Origin of the sequence: Flavobacterium sp., assembly GCF_027531905.1 — a bacterium.
GTDB lineage: Bacteria > Bacteroidota > Bacteroidia > Flavobacteriales > Flavobacteriaceae > Flavobacterium.
Genome location: NZ_JAPZSU010000044.1, coordinates 1 through 21,460 on the forward strand (window position 1 = coordinate 1; position 21,460 = coordinate 21,460).

The following is a 21,460-nucleotide window of genomic DNA, read 5'->3' on the forward strand; positions in this document are numbered from 1 at the left end:
TTATTCAATAAAAGCAAGAGCTCACGGACTATTTTTGAAGAAGGAATACTTTTGTATTTTGAATTTAAAAATGGGAGTAAGTTCTTGCTTTTGAAGAAGAATTTAGTTGTAGTAGATTTCTAATGCGGAATCTGGGTTAAATACAAATAATGATTGTAATAATCTATAATCGCTTTTCCTTTTATCAAGATATCAGCACCTATAATTCCATGTACAGGTTTTGCTTTGTGTTGCAATAAAGCCTCATTAACGTGAGACAAATCAAAAATTACAATATCAAAACTGCTGTCTTTCCAAGAACCCAGTTGCAATAGGTTTTTTGTGGCAATTTGCGTAAACATTCCAGTGGCGCCTGCGCCTGCGGCTTTGGTTTTGGATTTTTTGGCCTTTAACTGAAAGAAATCGATGCCTTCAAAACCTACACAACTACTTGAAGCGCCTGTGTCGAGTATGAAATTGCCCGCAATACCATTGATTTTGGCTTTGACCAATAAATGCTGGGTTTTGATGATTTTGAATCGGATTTTTTGATAGTTTTCGGTTTGTAAGAGTGCGTGTAGATTTTCCATAATAAAAGTGCCTTTTCAAAAGTAGCCTAAAAATTTTAAAACTACTAGGGCAAAACGCTAACTTTGTCCCGCAAAAATGATACAATGATACTTACCGATACGCATACCCATTTATATGCTGAAGAATTTGACCAAGACCGAAGCGAAATGATACAACGTGCCATCAATGCTGGCGTTTCTCGTTTTTTTATTCCAGCTATCGACTCGACTTGTACGCAAGCAATGTATGATTTGGAGCAGGATTTTCCAGAGAATGTTTTTTTGATGATGGGCTTGCACCCAACTTATGTGAAAGACAATTACGAAGCCGAGTTAGCGCATGTTGCTTCCGAACTAGCCAAGCGAAAGTTCTACGCCATTGGTGAAATAGGCATCGATTTGTATTGGGACAAAACGCATCTTAAGGAGCAACAAATTGCTTTTAGGCAACAAATTCAGTGGGCAAAGCAGTACAAATTGCCGATTGTGATTCATTGTCGTGAGGCTTTTGATGAAATTTTCGAAATTCTAGAAGAAGAGAAAAGTCCAGAATTGTTTGGAATATTCCACTGTTTTTCGGGAACCTATGAACAAGCATTACAGGCGATTTCTTATAATATGTTGTTAGGAATTGGAGGGGTAGTAACGTTTAAGAACGGAAAAATTGACCAGTTCTTAGACCGCATTGATTTACGCCACATTGTACTCGAAACCGACTCGCCTTATTTGGCCCCGATTCCCTTTCGTGGCAAGAGAAACGAGAGCAGTTATGTGGTGAATGTCGCCGCAAAGTTGGCTGCAATTTACAATAAAAGTGTGGCAGAAATAGCGCAAATTACAACTGAGAATTCCAAACGGGTATTTGGGATTTAAGCCGAAAAGTACCTTAAGTTTCCGTTTTTTTTTTGTTCTTTTGTTCCCATTAAAAATGAAAATCAAAATGCAAAAATTTGACTCCATTCGGCCATTTTATGATTCCGAAGTAAACGATGCGCTATCCGATGTGATTCAGCATCCGATGATGAAGGCATTAATGAATTTTTCTGCTCCAGATGTTCCTGATGAAGTATGGAAAAGCCAACTGATGAAAACGCATTCTATTCGTGATTTTCAATGTAATTTTATTTACCAATCCGCACGCAAAATTTTAGAAAAAAGCTCCGAAGGATTAACGACTTCTGGCTTTGAACAGTTAGAAAAAAACACCTCGTATTTGTTTATTTCTAACCACCGAGACATTTTATTAGATACCACTTTGCTCAATGCTACCTTGTTCGAACACGGATTAGTCATGACAGCATCGGCTATTGGAGATAATCTCGTTAAGAAATCTTTTCTGAAAATATTAGCGAAACTCAATCGAAATTTCTTAGTGCTTCGAGGACTTTCTCCAAGAGAAATGTTGCAAAGTTCTAAGTTGCTTTCTGAATATATAGGGCAGCTGTTGATGCATGAAAATCGTTCGGTTTGGATTGCACAACGTGAAGGGAGAACCAAAGACGGCAATGATGCTACGAATCCGGGGGTGCTAAAAATGTTAGGCATGGCTTCAGATGAGAAAAAAGTCATGGATTATTTTAAGAAAATTAAAATTGTACCCGTTTCTATTTCGTATGAATACGATCCGACCGATGTTCTCAAGATGCCGCAATTGATGGCTGAGGCCAATAACGAGATTTACATTAAAGAGAAAAATGAAGATTTTCAAAACATTTTGAGTGGTGTTTTGGGACAAAAAAAGCGCATTCATATTCATGTGGGTAAAGTCATCGATTCCGAAATTGATACGATTGTTGCCGAGGAAGAAAACGCCAATAAACAAGTTTTGGCCTTGGCGCAAACCATAGACGATGCGGTTTTGACCAACTATAAATTATGGCCGACTAATTTTATTGCCTATGATCTATTGCACAAAACCAATCAATATGCACACAAGTACACCGAAAATGAAAAGTCGTTATTCGAACGTCGTCTAGAATTGCGAATCGATCATGATAATCCAAAGCTTTTAGAAGGATTTTTGGCGATGTATGCGAATCCTGTAGTTAATAAATTAAAATACACTGATGCGCTCTAGTACCAAAATACTTTTGATTTACACCGGAGGTACCATTGGTATGCAAAAAGATTTTGAGACAGGTGCGCTCAAAGCCTTCAATTTTAGCAAGCTTTTGCAACGCGTTCCTGAGTTGAAGTTATTGGATTGTGCCATTGAAACGATTTCTTTTGAAAATCCTATCGATTCCTCAAACATAAGTCCAGAAAGCTGGGTGGCTATTGCCGAAGTAATTGAGCAAAATTATACTGCTTTTGATGGTTTTGTGGTATTACACGGTTCAGACACGATGTCGTATTCTGCCTCTGCCTTGAGTTTTATGTTGGAGAACTTAGGAAAACCAGTGATTTTTACAGGCTCTCAATTGCCTATTGGAGATTTGAGAACCGATGCCAAAGAAAACCTGATTACCGCCATACAAATTGCCTCCTTACAAGAAAATGGAAAACCAGTGATTACAGAAGTCGGTTTGTATTTTGAATACAAATTGTACCGTGGTAATCGTACAACGAAGATAAGTGCAGAACATTTTAATGCTTTTACTTCTCCCAATTACCCTTTTTTAATTGAATCAGGCGTGCATTTAAAGGTGAATAAAGATTTATTGCTGCCTTTGGATGAAAACCAACCTTTTCGTGTTCACAAAGCGTTTGATACTCATGTGATGATTCTAAAAATGTTTCCAGGGATCAATCGAAAAGTATTGGAAACGCTAATAAATATTCCAGATCTAAAAGGCATTGTTCTAGAGACTTATGGTTCTGGAAATGCGCCTACAGAGGAATGGTTTATTGAATTGTTACAACAAGCCATCATTTCTGGGATACCTATTGTAAACGTTACACAATGTTCTGGCGGAAGTGTCAATATGGGGAAATACGAAACGAGTTCAGAACTCAAAAAAATTGGTGTTATTTCTGGAAAAGACTGTACCACAGAGGCCGCCATTACTAAATTAATGCATCTTTTGGGGCAGAACATTCCAGCTTCTGATTTTAAAAATAGCTTCGAAAATGCAATCCGAGGAGAAATGGGATAATAATTACTTTTTCCTTTTCTAACTCATTTTTTTTTATGTTATTTGCAATCCCAATTAGAGAGGTGTCCGAGTGGTTGAAGGAGCTAGCCTGGAAAGCTAGTATATGGGTAACTGTATCGAGGGTTCGAATCCCTTCCTCTCTGCTGATTCATTCACAATTCCAAATAAAACCCTTTGAATCATCAGGATGTAAAGGGTTTTATTAATTAGTATTCTTTCAAATTTTTATTTTCAAGATTATTCTAGCTTGCTATACTATAACGTTGTGTTTGTTGAGGTATCCAAGTGGTATAGTGTTTTTGCAAGCTTTTTTTTCAATTCTCAATGTTTCTGCTGAATGTGCATTTAGAAATCGAGAAGTAGTGAATGTTTCAATACTTAAGGTTTTTCCTATGCGTCATGGAATATTTTATTGCTTTAAACAGCTTTTTAAAATCGTAACAGGATGATGGACTTCTCTTCCTGTTCCATCCAAAATCTGATGGCGACAACTTGTACCTGCCGCGGAAATAATAGTATGTAAATCAGTCGCCCTGACTTTTGGAAACAAAGTATCTTCTCCCATTTGCATACTAATTTCATAATGCTCTTTTTCGTATCCAAAAGAACCCGCCATTCCGCAACAACCAGAATTATAGATGGTAACGGTATTGTTTTTGGGTAAATTCAGCATTACAAAAGTGGCTTCAACGGCACTTAATGCTTTTTGATGACAATGACCGTGAATTTTAATTGATTGGGCCTGATCCGAAAAATGTTCGGCTCGTATGGCGCCTTTCTCGATTTCTCGTTTGAAGAACTCCTCAATGGTAAAAACATGCTTGGCTAATTGCTCTGCCCCAGCTTTGTCTTCTGCAAGTCGAAGGTATTCGTCTCTAAACGTTAAGATAGCCGAAGGTTCGATACCAAGTAAAGGTGTTTCTGCCGAAACAATGTCTTTGAAAATCGCTACGTTGCGTGTCGCGATAGTTTTGGCTTGTTCCAAAAATCCCTTCGAAATAAAAGCTCTACCACTTTCTTGATGATCAATTATTACAACTTGGTAGCCTAATTGGGTCAATAATTCATAAGTGTCAACGCCTACGCCAACATCGTAAAAATTAGTGAATTCATCGCAAAATAGATAGACTTGTCCATTTGGATATAAAGTAGTTGCTGCGTCTTTACGATTTTTCTTTACCCAATTTCGAAAGGTTGTGGGGGCTAAATGTGGTACTACGCGTTGAGGGGCAATTCCCATGGTTTTTTTAACCAAAGCTAAATTCGAAACCCAATTGGTAAATGTAGGCGTTAAACTTCCTAAAGTATTCAATGTTGCATTGTAGGCAAAAATTTTATTTCGCTTCGAAAAACCGTTAGCCTTTTGGTATTGGTACAAAAACTCTGCTTTGAGCGAAGCAATATCAACGTTGCTAGGACATTCACTTGCACAAGCTTTACAACTTACGCACAAATCAAAAACTTGGTACAGCTCTTCATGATCAAACTTGTTGTCTTTATCAGAATTTGTTAGAAATTGTCTTAAACTATTGGCGCGAGCCCTTGTGGTATCTTTTTCATTTCGTGTGGCGCGATAGCTTGGGCATAAAGTACCCCCGGCAGAAGGTAATTTTCTACAATCACCTGAGCCGTTGCATTTTTCTGCTAGGCGTAAAATTCCCATACTATCAGAGAAATCCTGAATGGTTTGAATCGTAGGTTCTTCTCTGCCTGATACGATCCTGAGATTTTCGTCCATTTTTGGGGTATCCGTGATGCGTCCTTTGTTGAAAATAGAGTTGGGATCAAATGCTTTTTTGATACGTTTTAGTAATTCATAATTGCTTTCGCCAATCATATAGGGTAAAAACTCACCTCGAACAATGCCGTCTCCATGCTCACCGCTAAGTGAACCTCTATATTTTTTCACCAAAACAGCAACTTCGGTCGCAATGGTTCTAAATAATTGTAAATCTTCTTTCTTTTTTAAATTCAGAATTGGGCGTAAATGCAATTCACCTGCCCCTGCGTGGGCATAATAAATTGCCTCTTGTCCGTACTTTTTCATCATTGCGGCAAATTCTGCAATATAATTTGGCAAATCACTCAATTCTACCGCGGTATCTTCTATTGAATCAGCGGCTTTATCATCGCCAACAATGCTTCCCAAAAGACCTAAACCAGCTTTTCGTAAAGCATTAATTTTATCAATGTCTTCGCCATATAATTTAGGTAAAGCATAGCCAAAGTTGTTTTGTTTTAAGTCATCGATTAAAGCTTCGGCTTGACGTTCAGCGTCTTCGATAGTATCGGCCGCAACTTCTAGCATGATAATGGCTTTGGGTTCTCCTTGAATAAAGAATCGGTTTTTGGCTTGTTCCCTGTTGGTTTTGGTACAGTTTAAGATAGTGTCATCCATCATTTCACAGGTGTACAAATGATGTTTCATGGCAATCATTACGGCCTCTAGGCTTTCTTGAATGCTGTGGAAATGTGCTGCCACCATAATATTGTAAGCGGGAGGCAAATCATCTACTTTGAGAGTTATTTCTGTAGTAAAGGCCAAAGTTCCTTCGCTTCCACAAAGCAAGGTGCCTAGATTTATTGTGGGTTCAGCACCAGAAAACAGATCAGATTTTAACAACAAATCCACGGCATAACCTGTATTTCTTCGGTGGATTTCTGGTTTTGGAAATTCTTTTACAATTTCATTTTGCGTTTTAGTATTTGATAGCTCTTCATACAGCGTTCTGTAAATCTGATTTTCTAAAGAAGATCCTTTGGTTTTTTCAATAAATGCTTCCGAGGTAAGTGATTTAAAAACCGTAGCCGAACCATCACTCAGAATGGCTTGAAGCGCTACAATTTTATCTCTTGTTACTCCATAGCGAATGGAGGTAGTTCCTGAAGAATTATTTCCAACCATTCCGCCAATCATGCACCGATTGGAGGTCGAAGTAGTGGGACTAAAAAACAAACCAAACGGTTTCAAAAACAAATTAAGTTCGTCGCGAATCACACCGGGCTGAACGGTAACGGTTTTATTTTCTTGATCCAAAGAAATAATTTGGGTAAAATATTTTGAAACATCTACAATAATGCCACTACCCACGGTTTGTCCAGCTAATGATGTGCCAGCCGTTCTGGGGGTTAACGGAATTTGGTGTTCATTGGCAAAACGTACAAGGGTTTGAATATCGGCTACTGTTTTTGGTTGTGCGACGGCCAGTGGTTTAATTTGGTACACCGAAGCATCCGTTGCATAAATTACTCTATGCAATTCATCATAAAAAAGATCGCCTTCAAGCGCTTTGGATAATTGTTCTAAGGGGAGTATTTGTGACATATTAAGAGATGTAATTTCTGAAATTTAAGTATTTGGTCTACAATTTAAAAAAATCTAGCGCTTTAAATTGAAAAATATTCAATTTAAAAAGCGCTAGAAGGGTGTAAAAAAAACTAAAACCAACTAACAATTTTTTTTAATAATGGTAGCGTTTAAAAGCCTCCATTGCTGCATAACTTGCTAAGCCTAAAGCTTTGAATTTTTCTGCCGTGTCTTTATTGCGTTCTTCAACGCGAACCCAAAATTCACGGGAATCATCTCCTTGAAACATCACGCCGTCTTTTTGTGACTGATGATAAAAAATGGCAGTTCGTTTCTTTAATACTTGATTGGGACTCATGGGAACTGCCATTTCAATTTCATGAATTTCCCACTCATGCCATGCGCCACGATATAACCACACCCAACAATCGTTCATAAAAGGTTGATGTTTTATCTGCTCTATGGCCATAAATAATGAATCCAAACATACTTTATGGGTGCCATGTGGGTCTGCTAAATCACCTGCTGCAAAAATTTGGTGCGGCTGAATTTCTTCAATTTTAGCAATCATCAGATCAATGTCTGTTTGCGATAAAGGGCTTTTTTTAATCGTGCCCGTTTCGTAGAATGGAAGATTTAAAAAGTGAACTTGGTGGTCCGGTAACCCCAAAAAGCGAGTCGCACCTAAGGATTCCTTTTGACGGATTTGCCCTTTTAAATTTCGGAGTTCAATAATATCCGCATGGGCATTATTTTTTTGATTAACGAATTCAATTATTTTAGAATATGTTTCATTTTCAGGATTAAAAACGCGTCCAATTTCGGCAAATTTTAAAGCTTCATCATTGGAAACTGCAATATTTCCTGAGGTTTGATAGACGATATGAACTTCATGCCCTTGCTCCACTAGTCGATCAAATGTACCTCCCATAGAAATCACATCATCATCTGGGTGTGGGCTAAAAATAATAACTCTTTTTTTCTCAGGAGTCGAACGCTCAGGTCGTTTTTGAAAGTCAGAATTGGGTTTTCCGCCAGGCCAACCCGTTATAGCGTGTTGTAACTTGTTGAACATTTTGATATTCAGATCATACGCAGTGCCTTCAATGGCTAGCAAACTTTCCATCCCGTGTTCAAAATAATCTTTATCGGTAAGGTGCAAAATGGATTTTTGTGTTTGTTCGCAAAGCCAAACAATGGCTTTACTAATTAATTCTGAATTCCATTCGCAACTATCAACGATCCAAGGCGTATTCACTCGTGTCAATAAAGAGGCCGCTTCTTGATCTAAAATAAAAGTAACATTTGGATGGTGTTGCAAATAGGTAGCTGGTTTTTTAGTCGTGATCCATCCTTCGATCGTTTCTTGAATAACTTTTGCTTTGTGATGTCCCCAAGCTAATAATACAATTCTTTTCGCTTCCAACACGGTTGCGATACCCATGGTAACCGCTTTTTTTGGTACATTTTCTAATCCTAAAAAAGAACTTGCGGCATCAGATCGAGTAAGGTGATCTAAAGTGACCATGCGTGTGGATGAATTTTGATGCGAACCAGGCTCGTTAAAACCAATATGAGCCGTTCTGCCTATTCCTAATAATTGGAAGTCTAAGCCTCCTAAACGCTTTATTTTTTCTTCATATTGAGCACATTCAATGAGGCTTTCTTCAATAGTGCAATCTCCGTTTGGAATATTGATGTTTTCTGGTAAAATGTCAATATGTTTGAATAAATGTTCGTTCATGAAATGATGATAACTTTGAATGTCATCATGTTTCATAGGGAAATATTCGTCTAAATTAAATGTAATAACATTTTTAAAACTTAGATTTTCAGACTTGTGCAAACGAATTAATTCTTCATATACCTTAATAGGTGAAGAGCCAGTGGCCAGCCCTAGTACACAAAAAGAGTTGGTTTTTTGCTTTGCTTTAATCAAAGCCGCAATTTCATTTGCTACAGCAATAGAGCCTGAGATAGAATTTTCAAAAATTACATTGTGTATCTTTTCTAATCTAGAGGATTCATATTTTCCTGGTTTTTCGTAAGATATATTGTGTTGTGCGGTCATATAGTTTTGAGATTATGGTAAATTATATCACAAATATATAAAAACGAAAAAACGAAATGCTTTTTTATGCAATAATTTAACAAAATAAAATCAAAAAACGCAACAAAACGCAGTTATTAAATTAAATTAGCTCCTGAAGTACTATATTCTTTTAGTTTTTGGTCTTTTGGTGAAAGATCGGTAATGATGCTGTGCAGTTGATTTAATTCGCAGACCGCGTGAGGCATTTTAGTGTCTAATTTACTTGAATCAACCATAGCTACCACTTTATCAGAAACTTGAATCATTGCTTTTTTTACAATCGAAACTTCATATCCTTTTTCGGTTAAGCCAGATTTAACATTAATACTACTCACGCCCATAAAACAAATGTCGGCTTTAATGTTAGACAAAACCTGCACTACATCCATGCCAATGGTGACCATCGCGTTTTTTTGCAGTTTACCCCCGATAAAAATTAAATCTATATTAGGATGCTGAGATAATTGCATGGCAATGGGCAAACTATACGTGTAAATAGTAGCCTTTAATTCGGAAGGAATTAGTTTTGAAAAGGCCAAGTTGCTTGTTCCTCCACTCATTATAATAACTTGACCATCAGATAAAAGAGTTAGGGCTTTTGTTCCAATAGCGATTTTTTTATCCTCATTTAAGATTTGAATATCAAATATATTGGTTGATTTCTCTTCTTCTAGAAAAGCGCCTCCATAAACCTTAACAAGTTTCCCTTTATTGTGTAGTTCGTTTAGATCTCTTCGAACAGTATCTTCGGATATTTGTAGTTCTTTGGCTAAATCAATGGTGTTTATTTTTAATTCCTCATGAATTTTTTTCAGTATATACGTATGTCTTTCGGCTTTTAGCATGTTTGTAGTTATTTGTAATTGAAACAAAGATACAACAAGATGCATTATTATGCTAATTAGATAGATATAACTATAATTGTATGGTTTAATTTTCAATTTGTAGCCATTAACGTTAAATTAAATGCGTTATTATGCGTTATTTAACTATTTTTATTAAAAAAAACGCATAAAGTGGTGTGTGTTTCAAAATTATTTTTATATTAGCGACTTAATCATAAAAAAACAAATTATGAAAATGAAAAAAACCAAATTAATTCCATTTTTAATGTTATTGTTTGTGCAATTTGCACTCGCTCAAAACAAAACAGTAAGTGGAATTGTTAAAAGCAAAACAGATGGGCTTCCTTTGCCCGGAGTATCTGTAATTATAAAAGGAACAACTAAAAGCAGTGTTACTGATTTTGACGGAAGTTTTAGTATTAGTGCTTCTGAAAAAGACGTTCTTACTTTTAGTTCTGTTGGATTTACATCGCAATCCGTAAATGTAGGCGACAAAAACTCATTCAATATTGTTCTTGTTGAAGAGGTGAGAACATTAAATGAAGTAGTTGTTCTTGGTTCAACAGTCCGCGTTACCAGAAAAGAATTAGGAAACGCTGTAACAACCATAAAATCCGAAGGATTGAATAAGGCAAAGCCTGTAGATTTATCCTCGGCCATTCAGGGAAAAATTGCTGGAGCGCAAGTTTCTCAGAATTCTGGAGACCCCGCTGGAGGATTCACTATCAAACTTAGAGGAACTTCTTCTATATTGGGTTCGTCTGATCCGTTATATGTTATTGACGGAGTAGTATTGAATAATGCTACAACCAATGTTACCAATTTAAATGTTAGTAAAGGAAATTCAAATTTACAAATTGGTCAAAACAGATCTTCTGACATCAATCCTAATGACGTTGAAAGTATTGAAATCCTTAGTGGAGGCGCAGCAGCTGCAATTTATGGATCTCGTGCTGCAAATGGTGTTGTTTTAATTTCTACCAAAAAAGGAAAATCTGGTGAGCCAACATTTAATTTTTCAACAAGTATAACATCTAATTCATTACGTAAAAAAGTGTATGTGAATATGTCTGATAAGCAATTTGTAAATAGCTCAGCAGCTTTATTCCCAATACAAAATCAACCAGCTAGTGCAACTACTGTAAGTGTAGCTGGCCGAAATCTTGAAACACGAACAATATCTGGTATTCAGCGCTATGATTACCAAGATGATATTTTTACTACTGGTATAGGAAATGATACCTATTTCTCTATGCGAGGCGGTGATGATAAAACGAAGTATTTTACCTCTGTGGGGTATTTGAAAAATGAAGGGATTATCAAAAATACTGATTTTACCCGTATTGGGGCAAAATTGAGATTGCAACATGAATTTAATGATAAACTATCAGCATCTGTTGGGTTAAATTATATTAACTCTAGTTCTAATGAAAAACCAGATGGGAATGTTTTTTGGAGTCCAATCAACTCAGTTACCATTACCAATAACATATATGATTTGAATAAAAGAGATTCAAATGGTAACTTGATGGCAGTAGATCCAGTTAGGGTTAATCCTTTATCTGTAATTGAAACGTTTAACATCACTCAAAAAACAGATCGTATGATTGCTGATTTGCAATTGAACTACAAACCTTTCAAAAATTTCAATGCAGATTTTATTTTTGGATTGGATAATTACAATCAACGCGGTAATGTTTTTATACCAAGATATCCTTATGCAGGAGTAAATACGGCCTATTTTAATGATGGTTATGTTTCTGAAGCGACCAATAGAGTGGTGCAATTAAATAATGATTTGAATTTACGTTATGTTTGGGATATTAACTCAAATCTAAAATTAACCTCTTATGCAGGATATAATATCCAAACGTACAGAGATAATTTATTTGCCTTAGAAGGAAGAGATTTAAAACCTTTTGTTGAAACAATTAATGCCTTTAATACTTTGGTTCCAGGTTCTCCACTTGCTAGTAAGGCGAGTTACAATCTATGGGGTTTTTACTTGCAAGAAACTATTGCATTTAAGAACAAATTGTTTGTGACAGTAGCAGCAAGAAATGATGCCTCTACTATTTTTGCCAAAGCTAACCGTTCTCAATTTTTTCCAAAAGTAAGCGCAAGTTACGTTTTGTCTGACGAAAAATTCATGAAGGATTCTTTTGTAAGCTCTGCTCGATTAAGAGCATCTTGGGGAGAATCAGGAAGCTTAACTGCAATTACTCCTTACGCACGTTTTACTAATTATGCATCAGGAACATTAATTGGAAATTCTGCCTTTACTTTAGAAGGACTAAAACAAGGGAATTTAGATTTAAAACCAGAAAGAAGTTCTACTTACGAAGTTGGTGCTGATTTTGGTTTCTTAAAGGATAGAATCAATTTGTCCTTCAATTATTACAATGCTGATATCAAAGATTTATTATTGCCAGTTCAATTAGCGCCTTCCTCTGGAGCAACGAATACCATACAGAATGTCGGTTTAATGAACAATAAAGGAATTGAAATAGGATTACGCTATGATGTCATCAAAAAAGAAGGATTAAATTTAGATGTATTTGTAAATTATAGCCGAAACAGAAATAAAGTGACAGACCTTCCTCAACAACGTTTTCAGTTAGATAATAATCCTGCGGGAGCTCCAGTATTTGCAGAAAAGGATCAGCCAATAGGAATTTATTATGGAACTTACTTTGCAAGAAATGCAGATGGTAGTTTGTTGTTAACTCCAGCAGGATACCCACAAACCGAAAGAGGAGATGCAGCAACTGGAACACCTTCGAGAGATGCAAACGGGCAACCAACGGGATCGGTGTTAAGCAAAAAAATTGGAGATCCAAATCCAGATTATATCATTGCTTTTGGAGCTAATTTTAACTACAAAAAATTCGGAATGTCTGTTTTATTTGACGGAGTTCAAGGTGTTGATGTTTTTGATGCGGATTACAGAACGCGTCAAGGTGTTGGTAATGGAGAGCTTGTTGCCAAAGAATTAAACGGAGAATTACCAAGAGGATATATTTGGTCTATTTACAATATTGAAGAATTTAGAGTAGTTGATGGTAGTTATTTGAAATTAAGAGAAGTTTCTATGAGCTATGATTTTGGTAAATTAAATAGTTTCTTTACTAATATGACCGTAACCGCTAGCGGTAGAAACTTGTATTCATGGGATAAATTCCCAAGTTTTGATCCAGAAACCAACTCAGGTGGACAGTCTTCTGTAGCGAAGTATAATTTTGGTACGGTGCCAATCCCAAGAACTTATTCTTTGGCGGTGAAATTTCAATTTTAATAAATAAAACGAATATGAAAAAAATACTTTTATCAATCGTAGTGGCAGGCGCCTTTTTAGTGTCTTGCAACGAAGAATTTCTCGACCCAACAAAGCCTTCTCAAGAAGAGGTTTTATCAACTAGATCAGGATTAATTGGTGCAACAAATGGGTTACAACAATTATGGTCAAATGGAAGAGCAAGTGTTCTTTATACCTCAATAACAGCAAATGGTTTGACTACAAGGGAATTAAGAGTAGTTAATGCTGGTAATGTTGACGAAGGTTTTCTTGAGGCTGGTGGAACTTCTTTGACCGCCAACAATGCAGTAGCAAAAAACCTATGGGCTTATGGTATGGTAATCAATTCTGAGGCTCAAAAAATATTGGATAACATCAATGTTTTGACAGTTGAAAATGAAAAAGCAAGTGTATTTACTCACGCTTCTATTTTCAAAGCAATGGCGTTAGGAACCCTGATTCAATTTTATGAAAAAGTGCCAACAGAAACCAGTAAAAATGCTGAATTCAAATCTAGAGCAGAGGTATTAGCCAAAGTTATTAGTACTTTAAAAGCAACCGAACCTTATTTAAATACGGCAAACGGTTTTACTGGATTGGTAGCAGGAATTAGTTACAAAAATACGGTTAATGCATTATTAGCCCGTTATTATTTAATGCTTGGAGATAATGACAACGCCTTGGCGTATGCAAACTTGGTTAATGTAACCGTAAAATCAGAGTTTAGATTTGACGCCTTAACAAACAATCCTATCGCCTTTAACTCTATTGCAACAAATAATAACTATCAGCCTAGAGACAGAAACTTAGGATTGTCTTCTGCGCTTACACCAGCTTCAGCAGATGCGAGAATCAATTTTTATGTAACAGCAGATAATAAAGCTTTAGGTTTTTTTGATACGAGTTTAAAATCAATTCCTTTTTACCTTCCGGGTGAAATTACCTTGATAAAAGCAGAAGTTTTAGCGCGTAAAAACGATTTGACAGGTGCAGTAACTGAACTCAACAAAGTGTTGACCAAAACGGCTAGTAGCGATGCTTTTGGCGTTGGGGCTAACTTACCTGCTTATACAGGAACGTTGGATCAGGCAAGTATTTTAACCGAAATTTACAAAAATCGTTGTATTGAATTATACATGTCAGGTTTAAAATTAGAGGACAGCAGGCGTTTTAATCGCCCTGCGACAGAAAGAAATAGAAATTGGTATCCTTATCCAGATTCTGAAAGGTTCAACAATCCTAATACACCTACTGACCCCGCAAATTAATAATTATCTTAAAAACGAGGAAGGTATGCATTTATCTTCCTTGTTTTTTTTTAACTCATTGTAACTATCTAGTCCGTTCTGATTTAAAAGGACAAATAAATTGGCACAAATTTGCGCGAAAAAAAGGAGTACTTTACTACTATAAAAATTAGTATTGATTTGTGTTAAATTTTGTTAGACAGAATAGCTACAACTGACTTTAATTTTATTCATCTAAATTCAATCAAATGAAAAAAGATAATCCAGATACAGAAAAAGAATCTCATTATTCCAATTTGGATCAAATGTCCACCGAAGAAATTCTTACAGGAATTAACGCAGAGGATAAAAAAGTGGCTGATGTTGTTGAACAACAAATTCCTAAAATTGAACCCTTAATCAATGCAATTGTTCAACAACTGAAATCAGGAGGGCGTTTGTTTTACATCGGCGCAGGAACTTCTGGTAGAATAGGAGTTTTGGATGCGTCTGAATGCCCGCCTACTTTTGGAGTTTCTGACAATGTAATTATTGGTATTATTGCTGGTGGAGATATAGCCATTAGAAAAGCCGTTGAAAATGCCGAAGACGATGCGAATCAAGCATGGGAAGACTTAAAAAAACACAACATCACAAGTGCTGATGTAGTCATAGGAATAGCTGCCTCCGGAAATACGCCTTATGTGATTGGAGGTCTTAAAAAAGCTAGAGAAAACAATTGTATTACAGGAAGTATTTCATGCAATAGTGATTGTTTAATTTCCAAAGAAGCGGATTATCCCATTGAATTAGTAGTAGGACCTGAATTCTTGACCGGTAGTACCCGAATGAAAGCAGGAACGTCTCAAAAATTAGTGCTCAACATGATTTCTACTGCTGTAATGATCCAACTTGGTAAAGTACAAGGAAATAAAATGGTTGACATGCAATTGTCGAACGAAAAACTTGTGAACAGAGGCATCAAAATGATTATGGACGAATTAGCTATCGACGAACAACAAGCGGTTGATTTGCTTAAAAAATACAAAAGTGTACGCGCTGTACTTACTAAAATGAAATAAGACATCCTTTTTGCCCTTTAACCTTTAAAAACACACAATGACTCCAAGTATAATACTACTTTTAATTTTTACCTATTTCGGAATTTTATTCTTTATTTCGTATACTGTAAGCAAAAATGACAGCGGTAACGATGTCTTTTTTACCGCCAATAAAAATTCCAAATGGTACTTGGTAGCTTTTGGGATGATAGGAACTGCGCTTTCTGGAGTTACGTTTATTTCGGTACCCGGTGAAGTAGGCTCGCCTAATGGGGAGCAATTCAAATATTTCCAGTTTATAATTGGAAATGCGATTGGTTTTATAATTGTAGCCAAATTGCTTTTGCCCCTTTATTACCGCATGAATCTTACTTCGATTTACAGTTATATCGAACAGCGCATGGGGTTTTACAGTTACCGAACGGCGGCTTCCATATTTTTAATAAGTCGAACCATTTCCTCAGCCTTCAGATTGTATCTTGTAGTAATCGTATTGCAACGCTATGTTTTTGATTATTATAATATCCCGTTTGCAGCCACCGTTTTAATTTCGCTTTTACTGATTTTTTCATACACCTACAAAGGCGGATTAAAAACAATTATCATTACCGATACTTTACAAACGTTCTTCTTGGTCGCTTCGGTTTTTATGACCATTTATTTTATATGCAATAGTTTGGATTTGAGTATGGTTGGTGCATTTGAAGAAGTAAAGAACAGTAATTATTCCAAAATATTTTTCTTTGATGATTTTATGGGAAGTAAATTTCATTTTGTAAAACAAATTTTAGGAGGAATGTTTGTCACCATAGCCATGGTAGGTTTAGATCAAGATTTAATGCAAAAAAACCTAAGTTGTAAAAACATTGGCGAAGCCCAAAAAAACATGTTCAGTTTTACCACGATTTTCGTAATCATTAACATATTTTTCTTGAGCGTAGGCGCTTTACTTTATATTTTTGCGGCCAAAAATAACATTCAAATTCCACTGGACTTGGCTACGAATAAACCGCGAACGGATTTGCTTTTTCCTGAAATTGCCTTACATCATTTGGCTACTATTCCAGCAGTTGTATTCTTATTAGGATTAATTGCGGCCACTTTTGCCACCACTGATTCGGCACTAACAGCACTTACCACTTCTTTTTGTGTAGATTTTTTAGGCATGGATAAGGTTGAAAATAGTCAAAAAAAGAATTTGGTGATGACAAGACATCTTGTTCATTTTGGGTTTTCCGCCCTTATTTTTTTAGTAATTTTGGTTTTCAATACAATCAATGATAGCTCTGTAGTTGGAATGATTTTTAAGGTCGCATCGTATACTTACGGGCCACTTTTAGGACTGTATGCTTTTGGATTGTTTATGAAATCCAAAAAAGTAAACGACAAGTTAGTGCCTTTTATTTGCGTACTTTCTCCTGCGTTAACCTTACTTATTAATGAAAACGCAGCAACTCTTTTGGGCGGGTATGTTTTTGATAACGAATTAATTATTTTGAATACGATACTTACTTTTATTGGGTTGTGGTTGACGAGCAAAAACGTTGCTGAAGAATACAATTTTTAAATTCCTACATGATGCATAAGAATATCAAATCCTTATATGAATTGGCACAAAAACCAACACGAACTATTATCGGGTTAATGTCGGGAACTTCGTTAGACGGATTAGATATAGCACTTTGCAACATTTCGGGTTCAGGAAAAAAGACCGTTGTTTCTCTTGAACAGTTTACAACGGTACCCTATTCGGAAGCGATAAAAGCTGAAATCCGAAAAGTATTTGCCAAAAAAAACATCGATTTTCAACATTTAGCTTTGTTAAACGAATGGATTGGAAATTTACATGCGGATCTCATTTTGGATTGCCTAAACGAATGGAATTGTAAGGCTACTGAAGTTGATTTGATAGCTTCACATGGGCAAACGGTTATGCACGCTCCCAAAATACTGCACCAACAAGCCCAATTTCCAAACGCTACTTTACAAATCGGCGACGGTGATCATATTGCGGTTCGTACCGGAATTATTACTGTTTCAGATTTTAGACAAAAACATCTGGCGGCTGGTGGCGAAGGAGCTCCTTTGGCTATTTATGGTGATTATTTTCTCTTTGGAAGTGAGACAGAAAATCGAATCATGTTGAATTTAGGCGGTATTGGGAATTTTACTTTTTTACCAAAAAATCAAAATCCAGAAGGCGTTTTTGTTACCGATACAGGCACCGGAAACACCTTGATAGATGCGTTTGTACAATGGCATTTTCCTGAAAAATGTTATGACAAAGATGCCGAAATTGCTCGTAAAGGAACGGTACATCCTGATTTGTTACAAGCTTTAAAAAACAATCCTTTTTTTGAAGCCCCTTTTCCAAAATCTACAGGACCGGAACTTTTTAATTTAGAGTATGTTCAAAAAGCGATTACTGAAAGTCAAACCGAACAGCTTTCAACCGAAGATGTTTTGGCAACACTTACTCGCTTTAGTGCCGAAACTGTGGCCGAAGCACTAGTAGTTGCCATCCAACAAACAGAAACAGCGACTACTGATTTTACGGTTTATGTTTCTGGTGGAGGCATGCACAATCCACTTTTGATGGATAATTTAAAAGAACTAGTGCCTTGCTCGTTTAAGAATACTGATGAAATTGGTATTTCGGGCGACGCCAAGGAAGCCATTCTTTTTGCAGTATTGGCTAATGAAACCGTATCTGGCGGCACTACTAATTTTGGCATAAACAACGGAATTCCATCGGTAACAATGGGCAAAATATCTTTCCCGGATTAAAACAGTTCAAAATTTATATAGCGAGTTATGCAAAATAAACGGCTTATTTCTTTAGACCTACTTCGTGGAATTACAATTTTGACAATGGTTTTGGTCAATAATCCTGGAGATTGGGATAATGTGTACCCTGCGTTACTTCACGCCGAGTGGAATGGTTGTAAACTTGCTGATTTTGTTTTTCCATTCTTCATTTTTATTTTAGGAATGGCGATTCCATTGGCTAATCCCAACAAAGAAAAATCAATTAAAAATGGGACTAAATATTTAATACGTTCCTTAAGAATCATTTGCTTAGGCTTGTTTTTAAACTTCTTTAATTCTATTAAAATCTTCAATTTAGAAGGAACTAGTTTGGTTGTTTTCAGAGTGCTACTAACCCTGATCATTGGTTTTGCCTTACTGGGAAATTATAATTTCTGGACAAAAAAATATACAACGATCCTGTTGTTCTGTTGCTTTATGGTTTTGGCATTTGGAACCGTTCAATTTCAAGAAGTTCGTCTCCTTGGTGTACTACAACGCATCGGTATTGTATATTTCTTAGCTTCTTTAACCTATACATTTTTTTCAACAAGAGTGCAAATAGGAGTAGTGATAAGTTTACTATTAGGATATTGGGCGATGATGAGTCTCATTCCTATTCCTGGTGTTGGGGTTGCAAATTTTGAAATTGGAACCAATTTAGCAGCATGGGTTGACCAAATTATTTTAAAAGAGCATGTGTATGCAGGAACAAAACCATGGGACCCTGAGGGAATTCTTGCTACTTTACCTGCAATAGCGCAAGGAATTATGGGCGCTTTGATTGGCCAATTGCTTTTAAATAGCGCAAATGCGATCCAACTGATGAAAAAACTATGGGTCATTGGATTGGTCTTAGTTTTTCTAGGGGTTAACATGTCTGTTTATTTCCCAATTAACAAATCCATTTGGACAAGTTCTTATGTTTTATTTACCTCCGGAATAGCTATTATACTATTTAACGTATTGTATTACCTAGCCGATTATAAAGAGCTAAAAAAAATGTTTTTTCCATTAGTACTATGGGGGATTAATCCAATGATTGTTTTTTTTCTTTCGGGTGTTATTCCAAGAACTTTAGCGATGATTCCAATAGAAAGTCTTCAAAATAAAACCGTTACAATTGGTCTTCAAAAATATTGCTATACTACTTTTTTAGAACCGCTATTTAATTCTCCAATGAATGCATCTTTAGCGCATGCGTTGGTGTTTATTGTTTTTTTTCATGGCATCCTTTATTTTCTATTTAAGAAGAACTGGATCATAAAAGTATAAGCTATTTAACCCTGTTTCCTTCTTCAAAAAATCGTCCGTGAGTAGTTGTTTTTTCGGAATAAGTAAAATACGCTAAGCGGTCTAATGCAGATTCTTGGTACATTATGTATTCAAAAAAAAAGGTTCTACCCTGAATTGTGTGGGTTTTACTATTTTAATAGTGTTATTCTAACACGAGAAACTTCTATTTTTGAACCATTTAAGGCATTTAAGGTCATGTAAGTTTGATAAACATACCGCTCTTATTTCTTATACAACTCATCCCTACTACAACAAATTAATAGACTTACATTTATAAAATGGTACATTTTCTCAATTCTTATATGGCCTTACATACCTTATATGGTTTTTTTGCTTGTCTGTTTACCCACACAGTTGAGGGTAGCACCAAAAAAAGAAATGTACTGAAAGCCACTAAAAGGTGATGAATTTGTATCGCATTCCTTTTCAATCCAAAGTAGTATCTTTGTTCTTCGGCAAAGCCAACGAATAATGTTGGTCATTCATTTTAATTTCTTGTAGTATGCGTGTTTTTACCTTTCTTTTTGTGTTGTTCTCTGGGAGTCTAGCTTTGGCTCAAGATAGTATTGATAATGAAGAACGGCCTAAAGCAAAAATCGATTCTTTGTATCGAGAAGATCAGTTTTATGTTGGAATTACATATAATAATTTGATAAATGGTCCAAAAGGGTATTCAAAAGATAAGATTTCTATTGGTTTTACAGGTGGTTTTTTGCGCGATATGCCCGTGAACAAAAATAGAACGTTCGCGATTGCCGCAGGACTTGGATGTACATACAATAATTACAATAATAATTTCGGTGTATCAGGAACCGGTCAGCAACCCAATTACGCTATTTTGGGAGCCGAAGCCTATAGTAAAAATAGGTTTACTACGCTAACGGCAGATTTGCCTATTGAATTCAGATGGCGTTCTTCAACTTTTGAAAGTACTAAGTTTTGGCGTATTTATACAGGTTTTAAGTTGAGTTATTTGGTGTATGATCGCAATGTGTACGAAGGTGATTCGGGGCATGTTACGATTAAAAACAATACCAATTTGAATAAAGTAGGCTATGGCGTATATTTAGCTTCAGGATACAATACCTTCAATGTTTACGTCCATTATGGGTTGAATTCTTTATTTCAAACCGGGCAAGTGGGTACTGAAAAAGTACAACTACGAAGTCTTACTATTGGATTGCTTTTCTATATTTTATAACCAAACGAGCAAGAGCAACACCTGCGGAATACATCCACACAAAAAACCAATAATCAATTCCTTTGGAGTGTGCGCTTGCATGACTAATCGCGAGGTGGCGATAACCCCATTCATAAAAATCAAAATAGGAACAATCAACAAAAAATGTTCCGGATGATGCAAATGCAATCCCGTTACAAAAACCGTCAGCGAACTAAAACTAAGCATGTGAATACTCGCTTTTATTTTTGCAAAAAGCAACAAAAGCGCAATAACAGTACTCAATAAGGCGGCCAAAAAGAAGAAATGCAGTTCAAGATAGCGATCAATAGTGATGCTTCTTTTTACCAATACTATGAATAAAAAACTCTGAAGCACCAAAGGGATTTTTCGTTGTCCTAAGTCATAAGCCATCACAGAGTCAATCTTATTAAGGGCTTTTAATAAAAAATAAATAAGAATAGGAACTATAATGGTCAAAATGGTAATTTGCAACAAAACAAATCCTTTTTCTTTTAGTTGAAATAGTGTTTCGTTATAATAGAAATAAAATAAGGTAGCCATCAACGGAATAAATACAGGATGGAATACGTACGAAAAGAAAGGAAGTATTTTTTTCAAAGCGTTTGAGTTTTCAGTTACAAATATATTTAAAATTGCCATTTGCGTGTTTTTTTTTAACGTAGTAAGAAATAGTAGCGCACCTC

Annotated in this window: 15 protein-coding genes and 1 tRNA gene; 11 read left to right on the forward strand and 5 right to left on the reverse strand. The window is 36.0% G+C overall.

Annotated features, from left to right (window positions below):
• Positions 1–119: 119 nt before the first annotated feature.
• Positions 120–569 carry a retropepsin-like aspartic protease gene (locus tag O9307_RS11590; protein ID WP_298299385.1) on the reverse strand — a complete coding sequence of 150 codons (450 nt, stop codon included), beginning with the start codon at positions 567–569 and terminating at the stop codon, positions 120–122.
• Positions 570–653: 84 nt separating this feature from the next.
• Between O9307_RS11590 and O9307_RS11595 the strand changes: the two genes are divergently transcribed.
• From O9307_RS11595 to O9307_RS11610, 4 genes are all read left to right on the forward strand, one after another.
• Positions 654–1,421: a TatD family hydrolase gene (locus O9307_RS11595; protein WP_298299388.1), complete on the forward strand. Its 768-nt coding sequence runs from the start codon at positions 654–656 to the stop codon at positions 1,419–1,421.
• A 67-nt stretch (positions 1,422–1,488) separates the two neighbouring features.
• Positions 1,489–2,625, forward strand: coding sequence for a 1-acyl-sn-glycerol-3-phosphate acyltransferase (locus tag O9307_RS11600; protein ID WP_298299391.1), 1,137 nt, complete (start codon positions 1,489–1,491; stop codon positions 2,623–2,625).
• The gene (locus O9307_RS11605) at positions 2,615–3,643 is read left to right on the forward strand and encodes an asparaginase (protein ID WP_298299394.1); all 1,029 of its coding nucleotides are present in this window, start codon (positions 2,615–2,617) and stop codon (positions 3,641–3,643) included. Before O9307_RS11600 ends, O9307_RS11605 begins: the two co-directional genes overlap by 11 nt.
• A gap of 56 nt (positions 3,644–3,699) precedes the next feature.
• Positions 3,700–3,786: transfer RNA gene (locus O9307_RS11610), tRNA-Ser, on the forward strand.
• 266 nt (positions 3,787–4,052) lie between these two features.
• On the opposite strand, the gene O9307_RS11615 is transcribed toward O9307_RS11610, so the two are convergent.
• The 3 genes from O9307_RS11615 to O9307_RS11625 form a co-directional block, all read right to left on the reverse strand.
• The gene (locus O9307_RS11615) at positions 4,053–6,968 is read right to left on the reverse strand and encodes an FAD-binding and (Fe-S)-binding domain-containing protein (protein WP_298299400.1); all 2,916 of its coding nucleotides are present in this window, start codon (positions 6,966–6,968) and stop codon (positions 4,053–4,055) included.
• Between the two features lie 136 nt (positions 6,969–7,104).
• Complete coding sequence (gene nagB / locus O9307_RS11620) at positions 7,105–9,021, reverse strand: glucosamine-6-phosphate deaminase (RefSeq protein WP_298299402.1); 1,917 nt, start codon at positions 9,019–9,021, stop codon at positions 7,105–7,107.
• 116 nt (positions 9,022–9,137) lie between these two features.
• Positions 9,138–9,887, reverse strand: coding sequence for a DeoR/GlpR family DNA-binding transcription regulator (locus O9307_RS11625; protein ID WP_298299405.1), 750 nt, complete (start codon positions 9,885–9,887; stop codon positions 9,138–9,140).
• Between the two features lie 229 nt (positions 9,888–10,116).
• Between O9307_RS11625 and O9307_RS11630 the strand changes: the two genes are divergently transcribed.
• The 7 genes from O9307_RS11630 to O9307_RS11660 all read left to right on the forward strand — a co-directional run bounded on the left by O9307_RS11630 (position 10,117) and on the right by O9307_RS11660 (position 20,774).
• Positions 10,117–13,182 carry a SusC/RagA family TonB-linked outer membrane protein gene (locus O9307_RS11630; RefSeq protein ID WP_298299407.1) on the forward strand — a complete coding sequence of 1,022 codons (3,066 nt, stop codon included), beginning with the start codon at positions 10,117–10,119 and terminating at the stop codon, positions 13,180–13,182.
• Between the two features lie 14 nt (positions 13,183–13,196).
• The gene (locus tag O9307_RS11635; protein WP_298299410.1) at positions 13,197–14,450 is read left to right on the forward strand and encodes a RagB/SusD family nutrient uptake outer membrane protein; all 1,254 of its coding nucleotides are present in this window, start codon (positions 13,197–13,199) and stop codon (positions 14,448–14,450) included.
• A 227-nt stretch (positions 14,451–14,677) separates the two neighbouring features.
• On the forward strand, positions 14,678–15,490 hold the full coding sequence (gene murQ / locus O9307_RS11640; protein WP_298299413.1) for an N-acetylmuramic acid 6-phosphate etherase: 813 nt from the start codon (positions 14,678–14,680) through the stop codon (positions 15,488–15,490).
• A 37-nt stretch (positions 15,491–15,527) separates the two neighbouring features.
• Positions 15,528–17,036, forward strand: coding sequence for a sodium:solute symporter (locus O9307_RS11645; RefSeq protein ID WP_298299416.1), 1,509 nt, complete (start codon positions 15,528–15,530; stop codon positions 17,034–17,036).
• A gap of 11 nt (positions 17,037–17,047) precedes the next feature.
• Positions 17,048–18,256: an anhydro-N-acetylmuramic acid kinase gene (locus tag O9307_RS11650; protein WP_298299418.1), complete on the forward strand. Its 1,209-nt coding sequence runs from the start codon at positions 17,048–17,050 to the stop codon at positions 18,254–18,256.
• Positions 18,257–18,283: 27 nt separating this feature from the next.
• Positions 18,284–19,552, forward strand: coding sequence for a DUF5009 domain-containing protein (locus tag O9307_RS11655; RefSeq protein WP_298299421.1), 1,269 nt, complete (start codon positions 18,284–18,286; stop codon positions 19,550–19,552).
• A gap of 523 nt (positions 19,553–20,075) precedes the next feature.
• A complete protein-coding gene (locus O9307_RS11660) occupies positions 20,076–20,774 on the forward strand; it encodes a porin family protein (RefSeq protein WP_298299424.1) in 699 nt (232 codons plus the stop codon).
• On the opposite strand, the gene O9307_RS11665 is transcribed toward O9307_RS11660, so the two are convergent.
• On the reverse strand, positions 20,769–21,416 hold the full coding sequence (locus O9307_RS11665) for a hypothetical protein (RefSeq protein WP_298299427.1): 648 nt from the start codon (positions 21,414–21,416) through the stop codon (positions 20,769–20,771). The genes O9307_RS11660 and O9307_RS11665 overlap by 6 nt on opposite strands.
• Positions 21,417–21,460 lie beyond the last annotated feature (44 nt).

Excerpts from the sequence above, each read along its gene's own strand:
- O9307_RS11590 (WP_298299385.1), bottom strand. The coding sequence starts at position 569 with ATGGAAAATCTACACGCACTCTTACAAACCGAAAACTATCAAAAAATC.
- O9307_RS11595 (WP_298299388.1), top strand. The coding sequence starts at position 654 with ATGATACTTACCGATACGCATACCCATTTATATGCTGAAGAATTTGAC.
- O9307_RS11600 (WP_298299391.1), top strand. The coding sequence starts at position 1,489 with ATGCAAAAATTTGACTCCATTCGGCCATTTTATGATTCCGAAGTAAAC.
- O9307_RS11605 (WP_298299394.1), top strand. The coding sequence starts at position 2,615 with ATGCGCTCTAGTACCAAAATACTTTTGATTTACACCGGAGGTACCATT.
- O9307_RS11615 (WP_298299400.1), bottom strand. The coding sequence starts at position 6,968 with ATGTCACAAATACTCCCCTTAGAACAATTATCCAAAGCGCTTGAAGGC.
- nagB (WP_298299402.1), bottom strand. The coding sequence starts at position 9,021 with ATGACCGCACAACACAATATATCTTACGAAAAACCAGGAAAATATGAA.
- O9307_RS11625 (WP_298299405.1), bottom strand. The coding sequence starts at position 9,887 with ATGCTAAAAGCCGAAAGACATACGTATATACTGAAAAAAATTCATGAG.
- O9307_RS11630 (WP_298299407.1), top strand. The coding sequence starts at position 10,117 with ATGAAAATGAAAAAAACCAAATTAATTCCATTTTTAATGTTATTGTTT.
- O9307_RS11635 (WP_298299410.1), top strand. The coding sequence starts at position 13,197 with ATGAAAAAAATACTTTTATCAATCGTAGTGGCAGGCGCCTTTTTAGTG.
- murQ (WP_298299413.1), top strand. The coding sequence starts at position 14,678 with ATGAAAAAAGATAATCCAGATACAGAAAAAGAATCTCATTATTCCAAT.
- O9307_RS11645 (WP_298299416.1), top strand. The coding sequence starts at position 15,528 with ATGACTCCAAGTATAATACTACTTTTAATTTTTACCTATTTCGGAATT.
- O9307_RS11650 (WP_298299418.1), top strand. The coding sequence starts at position 17,048 with ATGCATAAGAATATCAAATCCTTATATGAATTGGCACAAAAACCAACA.
- O9307_RS11655 (WP_298299421.1), top strand. The coding sequence starts at position 18,284 with ATGCAAAATAAACGGCTTATTTCTTTAGACCTACTTCGTGGAATTACA.
- O9307_RS11660 (WP_298299424.1), top strand. The coding sequence starts at position 20,076 with ATGCGTGTTTTTACCTTTCTTTTTGTGTTGTTCTCTGGGAGTCTAGCT.
- O9307_RS11665 (WP_298299427.1), bottom strand. The coding sequence starts at position 21,416 with ATGGCAATTTTAAATATATTTGTAACTGAAAACTCAAACGCTTTGAAA.